This window comes from Chryseobacterium sp. 2987, from assembly GCF_031456375.1.
Taxonomy (GTDB): Bacteria; Bacteroidota; Bacteroidia; order Flavobacteriales; family Weeksellaceae; genus Chryseobacterium; species Chryseobacterium vaccae.
This window is the reverse complement of sequence record NZ_JAVDUN010000005.1, coordinates 73,748-95,231: the sequence shown is the minus strand read 5'-3', so window position 1 is coordinate 95,231 and position 21,484 is coordinate 73,748. Positions and strand designations below refer to the sequence as shown.

Annotated in this window: 17 protein-coding genes; 6 read left to right on the top strand and 11 right to left on the bottom strand. The window is 38.1% G+C overall.

Annotated elements, in window-relative coordinates:
• Nucleotides 1–102 precede the first annotated feature (102 nt).
• Entirely contained in the window at nt 103–1,347 is a 1,245-nt protein-coding gene (locus J2Y40_RS15835) for a DUF2268 domain-containing putative Zn-dependent protease (RefSeq protein WP_310000004.1), read from the bottom strand.
• Between the two features lie 296 nt (nt 1,348–1,643).
• On the opposite strand from J2Y40_RS15835, the gene J2Y40_RS15830 reads away from it, so the two are divergent.
• The gene (locus J2Y40_RS15830) at nt 1,644–1,967 is read left to right on the top strand and encodes a translation initiation factor (protein WP_153391849.1); all 324 of its coding nucleotides are present in this window, start codon (nt 1,644–1,646) and stop codon (nt 1,965–1,967) included.
• A 2-nt stretch (nt 1,968–1,969) separates the two neighbouring features.
• Here the strand turns inward: J2Y40_RS15830 and J2Y40_RS15825 are convergent, their stop codons facing one another.
• From J2Y40_RS15825 to J2Y40_RS15815, 3 genes are all read right to left on the bottom strand, one after another.
• Nucleotides 1,970–2,869 carry a leucine-rich repeat domain-containing protein gene (locus J2Y40_RS15825; RefSeq protein ID WP_310000002.1) on the bottom strand — a complete coding sequence of 300 codons (900 nt, stop codon included), beginning with the start codon at nt 2,867–2,869 and terminating at the stop codon, nt 1,970–1,972.
• A 59-nt stretch (nt 2,870–2,928) separates the two neighbouring features.
• Nucleotides 2,929–5,094 carry an alkaline phosphatase PhoX gene (locus tag J2Y40_RS15820; protein WP_310000000.1) on the bottom strand — a complete coding sequence of 722 codons (2,166 nt, stop codon included), beginning with the start codon at nt 5,092–5,094 and terminating at the stop codon, nt 2,929–2,931.
• Between the two features lie 164 nt (nt 5,095–5,258).
• Nucleotides 5,259–7,088, bottom strand: a complete 1,830-nt coding sequence (locus J2Y40_RS15815) for a cytochrome c peroxidase (RefSeq protein ID WP_309999998.1) — start codon at nt 7,086–7,088, stop codon at nt 5,259–5,261.
• 230 nt (nt 7,089–7,318) lie between these two features.
• On the opposite strand from J2Y40_RS15815, the gene J2Y40_RS15810 reads away from it, so the two are divergent.
• Genes J2Y40_RS15810 through J2Y40_RS15800 form a run of 3 tightly spaced genes read left to right on the top strand, consistent with a single transcriptional unit; the run spans nt 7,319 to nt 9,183 of the window.
• The gene (locus J2Y40_RS15810; RefSeq protein ID WP_153391844.1) at nt 7,319–7,777 is read left to right on the top strand and encodes a hypothetical protein; all 459 of its coding nucleotides are present in this window, start codon (nt 7,319–7,321) and stop codon (nt 7,775–7,777) included.
• Nucleotides 7,778–7,803: 26 nt separating this feature from the next.
• Nucleotides 7,804–8,658, top strand: a complete 855-nt coding sequence (locus J2Y40_RS15805; RefSeq protein ID WP_153391843.1) for a nucleoside phosphorylase — start codon at nt 7,804–7,806, stop codon at nt 8,656–8,658.
• Nucleotides 8,659–8,664: 6 nt separating this feature from the next.
• Nucleotides 8,665–9,183 carry a hypothetical protein gene (locus J2Y40_RS15800; RefSeq protein WP_309999993.1) on the top strand — a complete coding sequence of 173 codons (519 nt, stop codon included), beginning with the start codon at nt 8,665–8,667 and terminating at the stop codon, nt 9,181–9,183.
• Between the two features lie 405 nt (nt 9,184–9,588).
• On the opposite strand, the gene J2Y40_RS15795 is transcribed toward J2Y40_RS15800, so the two are convergent.
• From J2Y40_RS15795 to J2Y40_RS15785, 3 genes are all read right to left on the bottom strand, one after another.
• Nucleotides 9,589–10,353 (bottom strand): hypothetical protein, encoded by a 765-nt coding sequence (locus J2Y40_RS15795; protein WP_309999991.1) that lies wholly within the window; start codon nt 10,351–10,353, stop codon nt 9,589–9,591.
• 222 nt (nt 10,354–10,575) lie between these two features.
• Nucleotides 10,576–11,958 carry a hypothetical protein gene (locus J2Y40_RS15790; RefSeq protein ID WP_153391840.1) on the bottom strand — a complete coding sequence of 461 codons (1,383 nt, stop codon included), beginning with the start codon at nt 11,956–11,958 and terminating at the stop codon, nt 10,576–10,578.
• Between the two features lie 263 nt (nt 11,959–12,221).
• Nucleotides 12,222–12,779 carry a DNA-3-methyladenine glycosylase I gene (locus J2Y40_RS15785; protein WP_309999988.1) on the bottom strand — a complete coding sequence of 186 codons (558 nt, stop codon included), beginning with the start codon at nt 12,777–12,779 and terminating at the stop codon, nt 12,222–12,224.
• Nucleotides 12,780–13,103: 324 nt separating this feature from the next.
• On the opposite strand from J2Y40_RS15785, the gene J2Y40_RS15780 reads away from it, so the two are divergent.
• Both J2Y40_RS15780 and J2Y40_RS15775 read left to right on the top strand, forming a co-directional pair.
• Nucleotides 13,104–13,403 (top strand): hypothetical protein, encoded by a 300-nt coding sequence (locus tag J2Y40_RS15780; protein ID WP_153391838.1) that lies wholly within the window; start codon nt 13,104–13,106, stop codon nt 13,401–13,403.
• Between the two features lie 120 nt (nt 13,404–13,523).
• Nucleotides 13,524–14,336, top strand: coding sequence for an enoyl-ACP reductase (locus J2Y40_RS15775; RefSeq protein WP_153391837.1), 813 nt, complete (start codon nt 13,524–13,526; stop codon nt 14,334–14,336).
• A 474-nt stretch (nt 14,337–14,810) separates the two neighbouring features.
• On the opposite strand, the gene J2Y40_RS15770 is transcribed toward J2Y40_RS15775, so the two are convergent.
• The 4 genes from J2Y40_RS15770 to J2Y40_RS15755 form a co-directional block, all read right to left on the bottom strand.
• Nucleotides 14,811–16,250, bottom strand: coding sequence for a glycoside hydrolase family 30 protein (locus J2Y40_RS15770; RefSeq protein ID WP_309999986.1), 1,440 nt, complete (start codon nt 16,248–16,250; stop codon nt 14,811–14,813).
• Between the two features lie 127 nt (nt 16,251–16,377).
• On the bottom strand, nt 16,378–18,600 hold the full coding sequence (gene bglX, locus J2Y40_RS15765) for a beta-glucosidase BglX (RefSeq protein WP_309999984.1): 2,223 nt from the start codon (nt 18,598–18,600) through the stop codon (nt 16,378–16,380).
• 10 nt (nt 18,601–18,610) lie between these two features.
• Entirely contained in the window at nt 18,611–20,038 is a 1,428-nt protein-coding gene (locus J2Y40_RS15760) for a glycoside hydrolase family 30 beta sandwich domain-containing protein (RefSeq protein ID WP_309999981.1), read from the bottom strand.
• Nucleotides 20,039–20,040: 2 nt separating this feature from the next.
• Nucleotides 20,041–21,480: a RagB/SusD family nutrient uptake outer membrane protein gene (locus tag J2Y40_RS15755; protein ID WP_153391830.1), complete on the bottom strand. Its 1,440-nt coding sequence runs from the start codon at nt 21,478–21,480 to the stop codon at nt 20,041–20,043.
• Between the last annotated feature and the right edge of the window lie 4 nt (nt 21,481–21,484).

Here is a 21,484-nt window from a genome sequence, read left to right as displayed (position 1 = left end):
GTTTTTATTATTTAGGCGGACTAAAGTCTGCCTCTATTGAATAACTCTGTAAATTATATAGTATTTTCACAGATCCAGATTGAGTAGATTTTCAATCTCTATTTATTGATTATCAGACCAGTTTATGATTTCATAATGTACCGGTTTTGAAGGCTTTTCCTCAATTCTAATATTCTGCCATTTGTCTTTTCCTTTTATATCCGCTTGAGACTCCCAGTTTCCTTTAGTGAATTTAAACTGGGCAGGAAAATGTATTTTTAAGGTAATGCTTCTTTCTTTGGCATTTTTCCTATTCATTTTAATAGAGGAGGGTGTCCAGCTTCCTAATTCCGGCTGGTTTCCTGTAATGTATACCTCATCATTTTTATCAGGAACACTTACGGTGAAAGTAATTTCATGGGTTTCGTCTGAATACGGTTTATAGAAATCATCAAATTTCATCTTCTTGCTTTCTATGTATTCTTTGATATAAGGATCTAAAAAGCCGCTTTCTTTCAGGAATTTCAACGGATCTTTAATATTCAGAATATCATGGATCGCTTTGTGTTTATCTTTTTGCTTATTGAAATAAGCTGCCGAAATTTTATACCCCATCCAATATCCCAGATCATTGGGCCTGTCATCTTTTTTACTGGTTCCGTAAAGCCAGTCTGTGTTATCATCATTTTTTAATTTGGTTACGAATTCCCGGCATAAAGCATCTAAATGAGTTTCTCCATAACGGAAAGGTCCTGTATTGATATTTTCACCCGAAATCATTTCACTGATAAAATCAGCCCCCCCTTCCATCAGGGTATTTTTTAATAAAGAACCATCTCCGCTGATATCCTGCTGAAAATGGATCAGCTCATGAGCTACAAGTCCCATCACCCCATCCAGATTGCTCAGCATTTCTGTTCCTATAATAATTCCGTCTTTGGAAACTGTTCCCCCGGAATTGAATCTTCCATAGACAAAATAAACGGGAGGAAATTTAGCGTCCGGATACCAGTATTTCATAGCACTGTAAATGGCCCTCGCTCTTTTTTCCTTTAGCCCTATTCCATCAAGCACATTGCGGGTTTTCAGGTAATCTGCTTTCCGTCTTTTCACCATCGTATATAATGAATCAGCATTAATGATCCTGAATTCTGTGAAGCCTTTAACTCCCAGTGAGCCATCCTTCATGTATTCTGTAAAGGGGTTATCTTTGGAAGTTTCCATTTTATCGAAAGCTTTCCAGAACTTTTCGGTATCACTGGTTTCAAAAACAGCATTCAGTGGATCATTGGAAAATCCAGATTGAGCATTTACTGTTGCACAAGTGAAAAAACAGACCGCAAGGAGCTGATTTATTTTTATTTTCATGGTATTCTTTTAATGAGTTTTATTATTTAACAGTACAAAATAGGAAAATATTACGTAAGAAAAGAAAAATTTGTTTGATAGGCATGGAAGAGGGATGATGGAAGAGGGAGATTCTGACGTTCATCAATAATAGATTACCATCTTTTTTAGCTAGTTTGATTTTACGGAGGTTTTCAGTATCTATAACTAAAAGTAACCTCCAGCTTCCCTCTTCTGGTCTTTCCCATCCTTTATAAAATGTTTCCGGTTTGCCTAATTATTTCTCTCATTCAATTATTTATTATTAATTTTGTTTTATGGATTTACGAGATCAATTGAAGAACCTTTTTCCTGAACACGAAGAGCAGGATTTTGAAATGCCTGAAGATGAATTCAAGCAGAAGGAGCCTTTGGTGTGCAAATTTGAGAAGAAAGGCAGAAACGGTAAGCCTGTCACCATTGTTGAAGGCTGGGAAGGCAGCGAGGAAGATTTAAAGAAAATCTCGAAGAAAATAAAAACCACCTTAGGAATAGGCGGCTCTGAAAAGGATGGAACGATCATTATTCAGGGGGATAACCGCGATAAGATCATGAATATCCTTAAAGAAATGGGGTATAAAACCAAAAGAGTCGGCGGATAGATCTAGAAGTAGATCTGGGTTTCCGGCATCAGCTTTTTTAACTGTTCTATTCTGGACTTTTCTATTGGATTTCCTGTCAGAATTAATGTTTTCAAATTTTTCAGCTGGGTGATCTCTACTGGAATATCTTTCAGATAATTATGAGCAAGATTCATGCTAGTCATATTTTTCAGACCATTGATTCGTGATGAAATTTCGGTGATATTATTTCCGCTGGCATTCAGATATTCAAGATTTTGGGTTCTGAAAAGATTTTCAGGAAGCTTTGTAATGGCGTTCTGCTGAAGTTCAAGGTATTTCAGGTTTTTCGGAAAAGAAAGGTTTCCCATATCATTGATCTGATTTTCGGAAAGATTTAAAAACTTCAGATTTTTGATTCTCTTTATCTGATCCGTTATAAAGCTGATCTGGTTTCCCTGAAGGTTAATTTCTTCCAAGGACGGAATTTCCATCAATGCTTCCGGAAAAGTATTCAGATTATTGGCTTCCAGATGTACAGCTTTTAAATGCTGAAGTTTTGCCACATTTGGATTAATGCCTGTAAGCCCATTGAGATTCATTGAAAAAGTTTCCAGCTTGGTCAGCTCTCCGATTTCATCAGGAATGAATTTAATACTGTTTTCATTGACATTTAAAATCGTCAGTTCTTTTAAACCAAAAATCTCCCGGTCCATTTTTTCAAGCCTGTTTCCCATGATATTCAGAAAAAACAGCGATTTCAAGCTGGCAATCTGCGGAGGGAGGTTGAACAATCCTTTTTCCCGAAAGCTCATGCTGTATACTGTTTTACTACTGCTCAAAGCCTCTTCAATACTAGTAAAGGTAGGATATTTTACAGGATCAATCTGAGCTTTTACCTGAAAAAGAAAAAAAACGGAAACTGACAGAAGAATTTTTTTCATAGATAAAAAGTGTCCGGGGCGGCAGCTTCGCTGCCGCCCCGGACGGGAATTATTAATACTTATTTCTTTACTAGTTTTACGGTTTTCTGGAATCCTCCTTCAGCTTCGATATTTAAAAGCAAAATACGGGATGCTTCCAGCTGCTTTGTGAAATCAAGCTCCAAAGCTCTGTTTAGTCCGCTGAATTTTTTCGTATAAACGATTTTTCCGTCCATGCTGTAAGCGGTTACCTGAATATCTTTCAATCCTTTGTCTGAATTGATTTTTACGATTCCTGCAGTCGGATTAGGGGCAACGGTTACTGTACTCTCAGAAACATGGCTATCAATCGTTCCCAATGAACCGTTTGTACCAAGATTTTCTTTCAGAGCAATTACCACAGTTGCTGATTTCCCTCTGTAATCAATTGTATTCCCTGTTGCATCTATATCTGTTGAAATCGTTGAGTTAGGATGCTGAATAGAGAAGAACCCAAATTTATGATCTGGTGTAAAGGTAAGTCCTGTAGGTTCTGAACCTGCCGGCATTGAGGCGAACAATCTTACTTTAGGATTGGCCTGAGTATGATCCGGAGCGATTACCCAGATATAGTTTTTCCCTCCGTCCTGAAGTACCCAAAGGTTTCCAAGTTCATCAAAGGTAAGATTGTCATTTCCGTCTCCCCAAGCTTCAGTTTTCATCCCCTGTGGAGTATTGAATGAATACGCTGTAGAAGCTCCCCCCACGAATGTTTCTACCTGAGAAGCCGTAGTTCCGTTATCCTGAAGACGGTATACTTTATCAAGCCCTTTTGCTGTAAAGTAGATCTTTCCATCCAGCGGACTGATATCTACATCTTCCACTCCGTTAAATCTTGTTCCTCCCAATGACTGGGCAAGTCCGGTAGTATTGTTCTGGTCTGCTTTTATTTTATTAGGAATCGGGATCCATGTTGCTGTTGTTCCTATAGGATCTCCGGAAGCGTTCAGACCCTGATCCAGTTTCAGTACATAAAGATTTCCTGAAGAAAGATCGTTCGGGGTATCCATTACATATTTGTATACCATGTGTGTCCCGCCGTCTTCACCGTAATAAGCTGTAGTTCCTGCATTATTAATCACCACATTTTCATGGTTCATAATTCCCATCTGCCAAAGTTTTCCTTTGGAACCGTCTGGGTTTTTAGAAATCACCTGTGCTGTAGCGGGATCTATTTCTACTAACCATCCGTAATCTTTATATCCGTCACCGTTCACGTCGCTGGAAGTTACAGATTCTTCAGCTGTAACTACTGTTCCCCAAGGTGTAATCCCTCCTGAACAGTTTCTGATGGTCTGAACAAGGCTTGGATCTGAGAAACTTACTGCCCTGGATTTTGTTAGCTGCCAAAGTTTGGTACTTGCGTTGTAGTTGATTTCTGCCATGGTTACTCCTCCCGGATTGGTCTCATGGTTTACGGAAAGGTATCCGTTTGTACTGCTTCCTAATTTCCCTACGTACGCCGTAAAGTCATTCTGGCCACCTACCATTCCGCCTCCTTCTGTATAATTATCTCCTTCTTTCAGGATAAGCTGATATTTATGTTCAGCAGGAATAATCAGTTTATTGGTTTGCGCTGTAGGGACAATAGAGGTAAAGCAGCTGATATGTGTTCCGTTGCAGGCAGTTGGTTGAGGATTAGTAGTTATTGTAGTTTTCAGATAAGCATCAATTCTCAGGTCAGAACTTGATACGCTTCTGTTGTGAAGCTCTATAGAAATTCTATTCACTCCGTTTACAAATTTTGATTTCGGGATTGAGAAAAGGTTATATACATTTTCTGCAGCTCCATCAATAGTTGTTGATGAAAAGGTATTGAAAGTAACAGGTCCTGCAGGCATATTATCTCTTACGACTTCTACTCCGTTCAGGTAAACAATGATTCCATCATCTCTCATTACTCCAAGCTCCATTTCATCTGAAAGGGTTGAAAGATCCACGGTAAAATCTTTTGCAAAATAAGCGGTGACAAGTCCGGTAGCCCCATTATGAATAGTTGTTGTTACAGGGTCACCGTATCCTAACGGAGCGTTTCCTACCGGCCAGGCAGAAATGTCATAGGTTTTGGTTTTCCATTCATCCGGCTGGGCCTGGTCAAGATCTCTGTAGCTCCAGGATGAGTTTCTGTCGAAAACAGTGGTTTGTGCCTTTACGTTAAAGCCTGCAGCTAATGCGATAGCTCCGATTGCTAGTAGTTTTTTCTTCATTTTTTTTGATTTATTAGACCTTGCAAAACTATTTTTTTGAGCCGGCACCTCCGTTAATAGGATTTTAAATATGTCCTGATATTTGTTAATTAATTTGGAATTTAATGTTAAGGGGATTAAATAATTGTTAAAACTAAGTGTTCAATTCTATTTTATAGCCCCGCTTATTTCGCTTTGCTTACATCAGTAAGAGAATTCAGAAAAGCTATAATTTGTCTGATTTCTGTTTGAGTAAGATTTAGCTTGTCCGGTGGAAGCGTTTGATTCTTCATTTTCAATCCCAATCCTTCTCCTCCGCCTTCATTGTAAAAATCCAGCACTTCTTCCAGTGTATTAAAGGCACCGTTATGAAAATAAGGTTTAGTAAGCGCTATATTCCTTACCGTTACCGTTTTGAAGGAGTAATCATAAATCCATGATTTTTCTTTCTTTACAGGACTGTTGGCTCTTCCGAGATCTCCATCAAGTTCAACCGGGAGCTCATTGACCGGTTTTGTGGTAACCCCTAAAACTTCAGATTCATTTTCGTTAAAAAACGGTGGAACCAGTCCTGAAAAATGAGGAGCAAAGTGACAGGTTGCACAGTTGGCTTTTCCCATAAACAGATTATAACCTTTTTTCACTTCCTCCGAAACGTCCTTTTCATTCCTCATAAAACGGTCAAAATCACTATCGAAAGAATATAAAGAGGCAACATAGGAGCTCAGGGCTTTGGAAAAGTTTTCCTTATTGATCTTTCCGTTTTTAAATGCAGAACGGAATGCTTTTTTATACTCGGGTTTTGTTTTCAATTTTCTGATAATATCTTCATAGCTTGTATTGAATTCATCTTCATTATAAATCACGTGTTCAGCCTGCTGTTCCAGATAAAAGGCACGAAGGTCATAGAAAAATCTTTTAGCAAAAACGGCATTATAAAGCGATGGTGAATTCCTTAATACAGTCTTTCCTTCCACATTACTTTCAGATTTCTGCTTAAGATCTGTGAAGGCATTTTCCGGCAAATGACAGGCAGCACAGCTCATTTTACCGTTTCCGCTTAAGCTTCCGTCATAAAACATGGCCTTTCCAAGATTACGAAGATCTGCATTGTCTTCTGAAGATTTCAGCCATGTATAAAAATAAGGATCCAGAAAATCACTATTAAAAAGACCTTTACTGTTTACATTCCAGCCTGAAAACTCTTTAAGATCATCTGTTCTTCCATCCCATTTTCCAAATTCTTCATAAAGCGGCTGTATATAATTTTTATAAAATTCAATCCGGTCAAAGGTTTCAAAGTCTGTATTTTTTGAAAGATAATCGATGCTTCCGGCCAGAACCTGATCTGCTTTCTGTAGATTATAATTCCTGAAGTAAGGATCATCATGAATATACTTTTTAATTCCTGTAAGCGCATGAGCAGACTCCTCAGAAATATTCAGGGAACCTGGCGTATCAAATCCCGTAACACCTAATGTATAAATTCGTATCAGCTCTATGCGAAGCGGAAGTGTCTTATTATTTCCTTTGCTTAATCCGTTTTTTACAGCACTCAGATAAAACCCGGAGTAACTGTTATATAAAAAATCTGTGATGGTTTTGATCTTCTCTTTTTCATCTCCTGCTTCATCAGAAAATATCAGCTCGTCCAGAACCTGCAATCCTTCCGGAGGCAGAGTGTAAGCTGAAGTTCCGGCCGCTTCAATATGGAACAAGGGTGCTGCATTAAGATGTGTTTTCGTAAATTCAGGATAATGATAGGCAACATAAAATTCAATTTCCTTAAATGAATTTCTTGTACTGCTCAGTGATTTCCGTAATTCTTCAAGAGATATTCGGTCTTCCGAAAATTTATAGACATCTGATTTCAGCTGTTCAAGCCTGGTTTTAAAGTCAGACAGGCCTTTATTGACAAATGTAGTTTCGTTCTTTATCCCTTTATCAACAGGGTTGAAAGACATAACAGCAAAACCAATCAACAGAATTAGAACAAACAGCGGGTAAGATCTCATGAATTTTTTAGCGGTAAAACTATTAATCAGATGTTATCCCAGTTTTAATTACAGATTAAAAAATGTTTATATTTTAAATAGGAGATTTTTTACTAATTTTAAACCCCGAAATCAAAATTCATTATTCTTAAAGAAACGGATATTCTAAATTGCCGGTAAAAATAATGGGAAGGGTTATTGGGAGAGGATATTTTTAATTAAATTCAACATCAAAAAACGAAAATAGTCATATGAAAACAAAATTATTGTTTGCTTTTGCAGCAAGCTTCCTTTCACTTTCCGCATTTTCGCAGAAAAAACAACAGGAAATGGCTGTATATGCGGAGAAAAAAGGCAGCGATTATTATCTGATCCGTCTCGAAAAAGATAAAGATGTTCCCAATGTTTATGTTTATTCCAACGGAACTACAAAACCCTATAAAAAATATAATGAGCTTAAGGATATTGTGATAGAATTTCCCGGAATGATGGAATCTAACAACTCTACCAAAGAAGAATTGATTTCTGTCCTTAAAAAAGGAGATCATTTCTACGAGATTACTTCCCAGAGAAAAGATCCTAAGAATTTTGAAAAAACGACAGTTACAGTATATGAGGTCATTCAGGGCCAGAAAAGGATCGTAGAAGAATACGGTTCCCTTTACGAGCTGATATCGTCTCCTTATAAAGAAGCCATTTTCATTGATTAAAAATTAAAAAATAAATTATACATATTATGCTAAACAAACTTGCTGCTTCAGAACTTATTCTGAATGAAGACGGAAGTGTATACCACCTGAATCTTTTACCCGAAGATATTGCTGACAAGATTATCCTTGTAGGAGACCCGGACAGAGTGGCAAAAGTTTCAACGTATTTTGATAAAGTTGAGATCAAAAAAAATAAAAGAGAATTCTATACGCATACAGGAACCCTTCGCGGAGAAAGAATCACCGTAATGTCTACAGGGATCGGAACTGAAAATATCGACATCGTGATGAACGAGCTTGATGCGCTGGTGAACATCGATCTTAAGAATAAAGAATTCAAAACAGAGCATAAATCCCTTGAATTATTCCGTATGGGAACCTGTGGAAGTGTAAATCCTGATGTACAGGTTGATAATATGCTCGTTACCCAGAATGTGGTTGGGCTGGATGGTCTTATGCATTTCTACCAGGACTATAATTTCCAGAATGAGTTCTCCAGAAGCTTCCTGGAAAAGTTTCCTTATGAAAGAATCAAACCGATGCTTTACTTCTCAGACTGGGCCGAAGAACTGGGAGAATACTACAAAGACGCTAAATACCACGGAAATACAGCCACTTTCCCTGGATTCTACGCTCCTCAGGGAAGACAGCTTCGTCTGAAAGCAGTGGATGATAATTTCCTGGAAACATTAAATGATCTTGGCATCACGAATTTTGAAATGGAAACTTCTGCAATTTATGCCCTTTCAAAACTATTAGGCCACAAAGCGATCACCGTAAATAACGTTATTGCCAACAGAAGACGCGGAGAGTTCTCTACAGACCACAACGCTTCTGAAAAGAACCTGATTACCTGGGTACTTGACAGAATCATCAAATAATTCACCATGGGCCAGGATATTACTTGTCTTATCATCAATAAAAAAATTGATTTAGGAAAAGATGTTGTTCATTTTGAAGTGCAAAACTTCACCTTCGTTCCTTTCAATATGTCCTGTCCACATTTTGAGGGAATAGAAAATTTTGATCTGGTGAGCGATTATATCAGACATCTGGAATCTGAAACCGATTTTGAAAGTTATCCATACGACCGGGACAATGATCACTGGGATGGGGATATTTTTAAAATGATCAGAGATCATAAAATTGAAAGTTTTATCATTGAACACAGTTCTGAATGGGCAGATATGCCGGTAGATTACTGTTTTATGCAGGTTCTTGATGACAAAATCATTAAAAATGCCCTGGTATATAATGAAAGTCAGTTTGCAGGAAACAATTTTGAAAACATTAAAGAAGCCAAAAAGAACTTCGGCCTGAATTTCGACTGGCTTGACATGTATGACCTGTTTCATTCCTATCTCACTTCGAACAGAGCCTATACTCTGCTGCAGGCAAAAAAATAAATACATAGACTCACACAACCTTACAGATTTAGTTCTGTAAGGTTTTTTAATGAATTTTTTGTGGTTTAATGCAGCGACGCAAGACTTTAACTCATTATGCTGCTTTTAGGGCGCAAGAAAATCAAAGATTTTCAATATTTCGTCAATGTATCTGATAAATAGATGTTTTTTTTATTTAGTCTCGTTGATTGGGCAGATCTGGCAGATTTTATGAAGTCATTCTAAAAAGTAAGTATAAATTGTAGAATTTGAGTTGAATTTAAATCGCGATTTTCAAACTCCGCTTCATCTACTTTTTATCAATAATCTAATTCTGTTTTTAAGATGAATTGCAAAACTCATCTTAAAAAAAAATATGTGTCATCTGTAAAATCTGTGGGAGATCACTACTACCTAACTTATTTTTCATACTTCATGAAAATGACACGGGTCAGGATATTTGAATGCAAAATCAAGCTCAGAAACCAGTTTTGATGAAAGAACCTTTCTGCCTTCAACTTCTCTCTCTTCAGAAAACGGTAAATTCTTCTGGGCATGAATGACAGCCGCCTTTGAAGGATGAAAAGGAGCCGTCACATTATAAAGTTTCCCTTCTGTTCCTAGCTCTGTCATTCTTGAAATTACAGAACATATATCTGCATAATGAATGTGGTTAACCGGAGCTTCCAGACCTGAAACATTATAATTTTTAAGAAGCCTGTTATCCCCCATCAATCCACCTAATCGTAAAATATTAGCCTGAGGATATTTATTCCGGATCATTCTTTCCCCGGAAACAGCCTCCACCCACAGATCATCTTCTGTAAATTCTTTTGGAAGATCAGGATAAACGCCTGTGGAACTCATCACAAACATCTGCCCTTTACAATCTCCTATAAATGACAACAAATGCTGTATCCTGTTGTACAAAGAACTCACACAACAGCTTTTCCCGGAAAGCGGAATTGTAATGATTAAAACATCCAGCTGACTGATCATGCTCCATTGCGGAATCTTTTCATCCAGCTGATAATCCGGGAAACTGGCCAGAGAAGCATTAAAACCTTTAGAATTCAGTTGTGCAACTTTTTGCTCCGTGGTGGCCGTAGTATATATAATATGTCTGTCTGGCAGCGATTCTGCAATTCTGGATCCGAGCCAGCCACAACCTATGATTCCTGTTTTTGTCATATTGAATAATGGTTTCTGAAAACTTAAAATGATCAGACAATAGAAACACTCTGAAACTACTCAAACATCAGGAATTCCCCGCCGCTTTCTTCAGGTTTTCCGTCTGAAATTATCCATGACAAAATTAATTCAATATCTGTTGGCAGTCTTTGTTTTATTACAAAAATTTTATTTTCATGACTATTCTTCTCTCAATTTCCGGATTCATCATATCATTCTATCTTAAAATTCATTAATCATCACATAGAAATGCGTAGAATAAAGACTTTCCGGATTTCCTGAGATATTGGTAAGGTTGATGGTGATACTTGAAACAGAGTTCATTCTTGGATTTGAAATTGAAAAAGAAGTGTTTCCGGTAAAGTCTCCGGCTGGAGAAACCACTATGGCAGCTCTTGTAGAACCAGGCTGCAGGTTGGCAGGAACCGGAATTTCCATCGTTACAGATTTTCCTGTAGGAAGATTATTTATCGAAACTGAAGGCCAGGCTTCAAAACTGATCTGGTTTTTCTGCACACTACCCTTCTCACCCATTTTATAAGATCCGTTTACATCCAGCTTTGCAGAAGTATTTGGAGCTCCTGTTCCAATTCCCACATTGGCATTCCCGTTTCCGATAATTACAGCATTAGCCTGAGAGGTAGAAGCCCCATAACCTATTGCAGTAGAAAATTGTCCCAATGCCTGAGCTCCCGATCCTACTGCTGTAGAATTCTGATTATTGGTCTGTGTATTATACCCCACTGCTGTTTCGCTGTTAGAAGTTGTTTTAGCATTATAGCCGACTGCTGTTGACTGAAATCCGGATGCTGTTGAATTCTTCCCTAAAGCAGTAGCATCATTTGTGGTTGTTTTCGCATTATATCCCATAGCAACAGACTGAAATCCAGATGCATCAGCATTATTCCCTACTGCCGTAGCTTCATTCACCGTAACTTTTGCATTATATCCGATTGCTGTTGACTGATATCCTGAAATTTTTGAGTTAGCTCCCAAAGCCACAGATTCATTAGCCGTTACCGAAGTATTGGTTCCGATTGCAATTCCCTGGTAAGCACTGCTGGAATTTCCCAAAGCAATACCATTCTGAGATGCATTCGCATTTGTTCCGAAACTTACCGAATTATTTACTCCCAATCTTCCAACCGAAATTGAATTTACTTTAAACACAAGGTCATCAGAAGTATTGGTTCCCAATGAAAGATTCGTATTAGCCCCTCCCGAATTCCCACTGTTGGATGCTGAATTGTTCCAGGCAGACATTGGGGTTACACTTCCACCACCGTTATTTCCGTTTCCGTTATTTCCGGAAGCTGTGGAAAGCATATTCCATTTTAAAGCATTCCAGTAATAGAAACCGGTTTCGGTTAAAGTTCCGTTACCATTGTTCCATACAATAAGCCCGTCCGCAGGATTCTGAATAGTTGTACGATCCGTTAATGAAACCAACGCCACACTAGGCAGCAACATTCCCTTATCTTTTGAACTGATCTGCAGCATTGCAGAAGGATCTGGACTCGGAGTTCCTATCCCCACCTGTGCCGGTAAAGAAATAGTAATTAGCAAAAAGATAAGAAAAAACGAAAGTTTACATTTTTTGATCATGCTATTGTTGGGTGTTTATTTTGAGGGTGCAAATATACGAATTTTTCAATAAAACCATTAATATTTTAAAAATTCAATAATAAACACACCCCACTGTGAGTAAAACAATACTTAATCACCATTAAATGAAACATTCCACGACTTCAAATCTATACAAACACCCTTTGCAAAGCCATAAAAAGCACTTCAAACTTAAATAAACTTAAAATACAATTACATTATTCATACAAAACTTCACTTAAAAATGAATAAAACAAAATTTATCACCACCTAATGAAACAGCTTTTCAGATGATCATTCACCATTCCGGTAGCCTGCATATGGGCATATACCACTGTTGATCCCAAAAACTTAAAACCTCGCTTTTTAAGGTCTTTTGCCAAAGCGTCCGAAACTTCTGTTACCGCAGGAATATCAGATAATGTTTCAGGCATATTATCTAATGGCCTTCCTCCTACAAAACCCCAGATATATTCAGAAAAGCTTCCGTATTCTTCCTGTACTTCCATAAACCGCTGTGCGTTACTTACGGTAGCTTTTATTTTAAGCCTGTTTCTTATAATTCCCGAATTCTGCATGAGTTCCTCTGTTTTTTCATCTGAATAAAAGGCTATTCTCCTATAATCAAAATCATCAAAAGCCTTTCTGAAGTTTTCGCGTTTAGAAAGAATCGTATACCAACTCAATCCTGCCTGGAAACTTTCAAGAACGAGAAACTCAAAAATAGTTTTGTCATCGAAGACAGGCTTTCCCCACTCTTCATCGTGGTATTTGCGGTAGAGATCATCCTTCTCACACCATCCGCAGCGTATTTTTTCCATAAGTTTTTCATTTGTTATTAAAGCCCGGGTTAAATAGGCTGATATTAAAGGCAGAAAAATGGAAGTTACTTTAGGGATATTGAAAGTCTCTGTAAAATCAAATTAAACAAAGCAATACTTATTATTGATACCCCTCATAACTTTCCCTTTCTATCATCCAGCTTCAAACCTATATATATCAGAAATTATGATCCGAACTGAGATTATTAAAGGTACATCGATTTAGAAAAGAATAACAAAAGATTATGAAAAATTTAACAATGGAGCCGGATTTTAGGAATGGTTATTGTTTGTTTACTGATACACAACAAAATATTTTATATTATGAACAATTCAGAATACAACAAAGCGGAAAATGCAGTAAATGATACCGAAAACTCATTAAAGAATGCAGCAGATAAAGCAAAGTGGAAAATTGAGGAATTAGCAGACAAGGCAAAAGAGTATATCAATGAAAAGAGATCCAATGATGAAGAAGCAAAACAGGAAGACTGGTTGGAGAAAGTAAAAAATAATGTTTCTGATGCATGGGATGACATTAAAGACAAAGCCAACGATGCATGGGAAAAAACCAAAGATGCAGCTGAAGATGTAAAAGCAGAATGGAACAAGAAAACCAATTAAAATTTCAGTCATATAAATATTTTCAAGAAAATGGAGCCTTATTAATTTAAGACTCCATTTTTATTATGCCGCAAACACAAATTATTGCTACATTTGTAGTAAAATAAACATTAAAGAATTATGTCATACGGTTTACTTAAAGGCAAAAAGGGGATTATATTTGGAGCCCTTAATGAACAATCTATCGCATGGAAAGTTGCTGAAAGATGTCATGAGGAAGGTGCAGAATTCATCTTATCTAATGCTCCTATCGCTTTGAGAATGGGAGAACTTAATGGTTTAGCAGAAAAAACAGGTTCTGAAGTGATCGCTGCAGATGCGACCTCTATAGAAGATCTTGAAAAACTTTTTGATGCTGCGACAGCAAAATTCGGAAAAATAGATTTCATTCTTCACTCTATCGGAATGTCCGTGAATGTAAGAAAAGGAAAACACTATACAGAAATGAATTACGACTGGTTGGAAAAAGGATGGGATATTTCCGCTGTTTCTTTCCACAAAGTAATGCGTGTGGCTTGGGAAAAAGACTGTATGAACGAATGGGGAAGCATTTTAGCACTTACCTATATTGCCGCTCAGAGAACATTCCCGGATTACAACGATATGTCTGACAACAAAGCTTATCTTGAAAGTATTGCGAGAACTTTCGGAAACTATTGGGGGGAAAGAAAAGTACGTGTAAATACAGTTTCTCAGTCTCCTACCATGACTACAGCAGGCAGCGGTGTGAAAGGTTTTGGAGGATTCTTAGGTTATGCTGAAGATATGTCTCCGCTAGGAAATGCTACCGCTCTTGAATGTGCAGACTATTGTGTTACTCTTTTCTCTGATCTTACTAAAAAAGTAACGATGCAGAACCTTTTCCACGATGGAGGTTTCAGCAGTTCAGGGGTAACTCAGAAAGTGATTAATAAATATAATATTGAAGACTAATCAGTCATTCTTATTTTAAATGAAACAAAGAGGTTATCCGCGGAAGGATAACCTCTTATTTTTTGCAGGAAGTTCTATTTAATTTTATAAGCGTAAATTTTAAATCTGCTGTTTCAAAAGATTTCCCGCGGATTTCGCGATTGACGCACATCTTTGTTGATATTTTATGTTTCGCAGATCTTTTTTATGATATGATGATTAGTTTTTTTGGCACAAAAAATTATTTTTATTTTCAAAATAAATTCAACAGAAAAGAAATCTGCCAGATCTGCTCAATCAAAGACTAAATAAAAAATATATTTTCAGACTCGTTGAAAAAATTTGCTAAAAATCTTTGTTTTTTTGTGTCTTAAAAACATTCTAACATCCAAAAACCTTACGCCCTTGCGTTTTTCAACATTAGGAAATCCAGATTTTCAATAAAAAAAGACCGACTTCAAAAGCCAGTCTCTTAAAAAATAATTAATATGAAGTTTATATAATTACAGTCTGTATAGAATGTGCCGGAGCAGACAGTTTTGCAGACATTCCTTCAATCCACAGGTTGGTTTCAATATCATTATCGGAATCATTCATAATTACAGTCACCAATTGTCCGTTTTCATTCATAAAAGTAGTTGAAGTAAGGGCTACTCTGTTGGAAGAACTTCCTATCCTCTGAGCGTTAGGCTTAATGAATTTTGAAACATGACCTACATAATAATATTCATAAGTATAATGGACTTCTCCTGTTTTGGTATCAGCAATAATTGGTGCAAAGCAGAAATTCCCGACATGGTTCGGACCTCCCGTTTCATCCAAAAGAACATTCCAGTCTGTCCACAAAGCGGTCCCTTTATTGAAATCATTCAGCATATTTTTCCCGTAAAGTTCTCCAAGACTTACATCATAAATTCTTGACATGCTGAACTGTTCTTTGCATCCTTCCGTAAAAGCAAGGAATTTATCAGGAAAAGCTCTTTGGGTTTCCGCTAAATTATCAAACAGCTGGGTCTTGTTGTTCCAGGTTTCATACCAGTGATAGCCGATTCCGTGTGCATATTTAGAGGTCTCAGGATCGCTTAAAGTGGTTGTTGCTCTCTGGTAGATAAGATCCCTGTTGTGATCCCAGATCATTACTTTTTTATCTTTATAGCCATTTTTCCAGAGTGTGGGTCCCAGATTATTTTTAAGGAAATCACCTTCTTCTTCCGCAGAATAAATACAGGATTCCCAGGTTTGCGTAGCCATCGGCTCGTTCTGAATCGTCAGTCCCCAGATATTAATTCCTCTTTTTTCATATTCTTTCATGAATTTAATATAATAATCTGCCCAGGTCTGATAATACTGGTTTTCCAGTCTTCCTCCTTTGAACAGACTTTTATTAGACTTCATCCATGCCGGGGGGCTCCAGGGTGAGAAATAAAAGGTAAAATCTTTCCCTATTGCCTTCTGGGCTTCTTTAATCATCGGGATCTTATACTTTTCATCATGCGCAATATTGAACGACTTCAGTGAAGTATCATTATCTGCTACATACGTATAAGAATCACTTGAAAAATCACACGAATTCATATTGGTACGAACCACAGTATAACCCAGACCGTTTTTTCCGAAATAAGCATCGATGATTTCTTTCTGCTTATCCTTAGGCATTTTATAAAATGTTTCAGCGGAAGCATCTGTAACAGCACCTCCTATCCCAATCAGCTTCTGGTATTTGAAATCAGGATCTACAAAAATACAGGCATCTGTTTCTTTCGGCTGCCCGAATTTTTCAAATTTCACGGTTCCTTTGTCTGCCATTTTTTCGCTGGTTTTGGAATTGGTGAGGATCACCTTAGCTGTTTTTCCTGCATTTTTCTTCCAGTAGTTTTGTGCGTTAACATTCAAAACGGCACCTGCGGCCAGACAACTTACAATTAGTTTTTTCATATCTTTCTCTCTTTTCGGACGAATATGTCCTCGCTTCATTATTTTTGATTTACTACTAGGCTGAAACCTACTTCTTACTTCTACATTTATTTTTACAGGCTGCAAAATTAACTGTAAATGTCATTTTTTATCGAGTCCAGTTGATTCTTTTAGTTTGAACATTTTGGGAGTTAGTCCCAATCATGATGTCAAACTCTCCGCTTTCCCAGTCATAATTCAGGTCATTGTCAAAAAATTTAAGATCTTCCGGTGTCAGTTTAAAGGTTACAGTCTTGTTTTCTCCTTTCCTGATCAATACTTTCTGAAAGCTTTTCAATTCTTTCACGGGCCTCACCACCTTTCCGAATAAATCCTTCACATAGAGCTGTACGACTTCCTCACCATCATATTTTCCGGTATTGGAAACTGTTACATCAACAGTTAAAGTCTGATTTCCTTTCAAAGCTGTGGAACTTAGGTTCATATCGGAATATTTAAATTCAGTATAGCTAAGTCCGTATCCAAAAGGAAATTTGGGATCATTATCCAGATCAATATAGGCCGAAACATAATTCCGGTCTGTATTATTTTTGGCAGGTCTTCCCGTATTGTAATGGTTGTAATAAACCGGAATCTGCCCTTCTGTTCTTGGAAAACTCATGGGCAGTTTCCCTCCCGGGTTTACGGTTCCGAACAGAACATCTGCTATGGAATTCCCCGCTTCTGTACCCAGCCACCAGGTATACATGATGGCCGGAATATGATCTGCTGCCCAGTTAAAGATCAGAGGTCTTCCCGCATTGATCATCAGAACGATAGGCTTTCCAGTTTTTGCAATTTCTTTTAAAAGGTCTTCCTGAACTCCCGTAAAGCCGATGCTGCTTCTGCTTTTGGCTTCACCGCTCATTGCGTGGCCTTCTCCCAGTGTCATAATCACTACATCTGCTTTTTTTGCCGTTTCAACAGCTTCAGCAAACATAGATCTGTCGTTATCATCTACATTACAGCCTTTTGCATATAATAAAGTTGAATTTTTATCCAGCTGGTTTTTAATTCCGTCAAACTGGGAAACAATTCTCTGCTGGTCATCCTTGAAAGCAATCGACCAAAATCCGTGATTGGCTACCGTTCCTTTGCCGAAAGGACCAATCAGGGCAACAGTTTTTACTGCTTTTGAAAGAGGTAATATATTTCCGTGGTTTTTAAGCAATACAATGCTTTTGGAACCAAATTCTCTTCCAAATTTCCGGTGTTCTGTATTATTGGTCTGTTCTTTTTGTCTTTTCTCACTGCTGAATCTGTAGGGATCATCAAAAAGTCCCATTTCAAATTTCTTTTTCAGGATTCTTCCGGCGGCATCATCTACCCATTTAATATTTACCTTTCCCTCTTTTACCAACCTGGGAAGTTCTGTCATATAGATATGGCTTTCCATATCCATATCACTTCCTGCTGCAATGGCTTTTTCAGCCGCTTCTCCTGCATCTTTGGCATAACCGTGAGGAATCATTTCCCCGATACTTCCCCAGTCAGAAACTACAAAGCCTTTATAATTCCATTTCCCTTTTAAAAGGTCTCTGAGAATATATGAGTTGGCTGTTGCCGGGATTCCGTTGATGTCATTAAACGAATTCATAAAAGTAGCTACTCCTGCATCTGCTGCGGCCTTAAAAGGAGGCAGATAGGTTTCGTGAAGCTGTCTTAAACTCATATCCACCGAATTATAATCTCTTCCTCCTACTGCGGCACCATAAGCGGCAAAATGTTTGGCACAGGCCATCACGGCATCAAGATTTCCCAGACCTTTTCCCTGAAATCCTCTGATCCTTGCCAACCCTATCTGTGTACCCAGATAGGTGTCTTCTCCGGAACCTTCCATTACCCTTCCCCATCTCGGATCTCTTGCCACGTCTACCATCGGTGCGAAAGTCCAGTGTATTCCGTATGCGGAAGCTTCTGTTGCTGCAATTCTTTCAGATTTTTCAATGAGTCTCAGATCCCAGCTGGCTGCCTGTCCTAGATTAACAGGAAAAGTGGTCCTGTAACCATGAATAACGTCCTGCCCGAACAATAAAGGAATTTTCAGCCCGGACTGTAAAGCAAGCTTTTGAAAAGCTATGGTTTCTTCAGCTCCCGCCACATTAAGCATGGATCCTACCCGTCCTTTTTTTATTTCTTCTAAAACTGTAGCAGAATTTGAATTCTGGGGACCTGTAGCATATTCAAATCCGCTGTACTGTACCAGTTGTCCTACTTTTTCTTCCAGGCTCATTTTAGACAGAAGTTCTGAAACCTTCTGATCAACTGTTTTCTGTCCGTAAGCGTTTATACCTAATGCTGAAAATGCAAGTAAAAAATAGGCCTTCTTCATAATTATATTATTAAAAAATATAGGTTGCAGCTGAGTTTCCGGAGATTTTTACTGTAGCTGTTTTTCCGTTATATTGTATATTAAAATTTTCATCCGTGGTATTTCCATTCTGTACAATCAGAACTGTTTTCCCTTTTGGAGTTTTAAATGCTGCCGTGGAAAGATGTTCTGTCTGCGTGGAAGCAATACGCTGAGAGCCTGCAGGAACAAATTTTGAGGCATGTGCAATAATGTAATAAGAAACATTTCTGGTGAAGTTTTCACTGTCGGAAACGGTTATTGCTCCTTTACATTCTGTACAGCCACCATCGGTATGGGGGCCATATTTCGGGTCATTAGCTACATTCCATTCCAGAGCCGTTTTACTCCAGTTTCTCATGGAACCGATAATCACATTCTTGGTATGCCAGTTCAGGTCTTCGTTAAAAGTTCCTTTCGCTCCGGTCCACTGTTCGGTAAAGTACAAATTTTTATCCGGAAAAGCGTTATGAACTGTGCTTAAAGCTGAGATATCTCCTTCGTATAAATGAAACGCAGAACCGTCAATATACTGATAAGCTTCGGGATCTTTCAGAATATCAAGGGCATATTCCGGTTTGTTACAGTTGTGATCGTACACCACAATTTTAGTTTTGATCTGACTGGCTTTAAAAGCGGGTCCCAAAAAGCCTTTGATAAAGTCTCTCTGCTGTTCGGAAGGCATATACAAACTTGGATTATTTCCAGGATGTAAGGGTTCATTTTGAGGTGTGATGGCATCAATATGAATTCCTTCTTTCTTCATCCCTTGAATATATTTGACAAAATAATTGGCGTAAGCTCCATAAAATTCAGGTTTTAGGCTTCCTCCTTTAGATTTTCCGTTGTCTTTCATCCAGACAGGAGCCGACCATGGTACTGCTATGATTTTTATTTCAGGATTAATTGCCAGAATCTCTTTCAGCATAGCAATCAGATTTTTATCTTTTGCCAGACTGAATTTGGACAAAGAAGGATCTGTCTGTCCTTCCGGCAGGTCATCGTATGAAAAAACTTCTCCGTCCAGATCTGAAGCTCCGATGCTTAACCGGAGATAGCTTACAGAGATCGAATTTTTATCATCACCAAAAAGTTCGTTCAATAATGCTTTCCTTTTCGCAGGTGAAAGACGGTTGATGACTTCTACGCTTCCGCCCGTTAAGGTATATCCGAAACCGTCTATATATTGAAACTTTTGAGATTCATCAATTTTAATATTCTGAAAATCATTCTTGTTTTGGGTAAATTTTACCGGGGTCTGCTGCTGTAATTTTACACTCTGATCTCCTTTTGTAAGCCAAAACTGAACTTCATTTCCTTTGTTTCCTGCCACAGATGTGCATGACAAAGGAAAAAGTACCACACCACAAAGCAGTGCGGTACCATTAAAAAAGAAACTATATAAGTTGTGAAACTTCATATTTAATAGCCGGAATTTTGGGTTAAATTCTGATTGTTATCCCTCTGTCCCTGCGGAATCGGCCATAATAACCTGTTCTGATTAATGCTTGCAGCATAAGGCAGTATCACTCCGTTTCCGTCTTTCTGCTGGGAAAGGATGGCAACGGCTGCTCCTGTTCTTTTAAGATCAAACCATCTCTGACCTTCAAATGCCAGTTCCAGTTTTCTTTCCTGAAGAACTTTCTGAATCCCATCCGTTTCCGATGAAATAGCAACCGGAGAAAGTCCGGCTCTTGTTCTTACCTGATTGATAAAACCTGCGGCACCTGTGTAATCTCCGGTTCTTACGGCTGCTTCAGCCTGAAGTAAGAGAACATCCGCATATCTAAGGATATAAAAATTCTGAGTTCCATCGGTTTTCCTCATTTTATACATGAATGGATAGTTATTACTCGTCCAGTACTTATCTGACCAACTTACCGGTAAAAATTTAACGGAGCTGTTTAAACGCTGGGTATCTCCGGCATCATTAAATGCCTTTACCAGATCATTAGACGGAACATTGAATTTTTTCCAGTCTGTTCCATAAAACATGGATGATCCCCAGGCCCAGACTGTTCCGGCATTTCCATCGACTTCAAAAATAGATTCGGAATTAGCTTCATGCGTACCGTCAAAAAGCTGATCATAAACCGGAAGAAGATTTACCCCTGAAATATTGGAAGCATATTGTTTTACTTTGGTCCAGTCCGGATTCGGCTTTGAGGCATACACTTTCGCAAGAAGACCATAAGCAAAGTTTTTATTGGCTCTGTATTTTTGAGTTCCTGATGGTGCATTGGCAATAGCTCCCTCCAGATCGGCAATAATCAGATCATAAGCTTCTTTTACTGTTTTTCTGGCGGGATATACCTGACTGTATACTTCATCAAAATTACTGGCATTCACTCCTATTACAGCCTTGGTAACCAAAGGAATATCACCCCATAGCTGAACAGCATGGAAATAGTAAAGTGCTCTAAATATCGCTGCTTCTGATTTCATTTCAGCCTTTCTTGCTGCTGTAAGCGCCGGATCATTGATATTATCGGCATAATTGAGGATCATATTACAGTCATTGATAAACCCGTACAGATATTTCCAGTCTCTTTCAACATTCGGATTAGTTGCTACAATACGATATTCATCCTGCTGAAAATTCTGGACGTTATCTGCTCCTGCATAGGAAATTTCTGTCTGGGCATCACCATTAAAAAAATAATCCAGCTGCCAGTATTCATTTCCAAATGCAGTGTAAATGGTGCTCATCCTGTTTTCTGCATCTGTTGCTGTTTTTAACGGATTATCAATAGAAATCCCCTGTTCAGTAATGGGTTCTGTATCCAGAAAGTCATTGCAGGAAACGCTGGCAGCAAGTACTGATGCACCGAATAAATAATATATTGCTTTATTGATTTTCATTGTA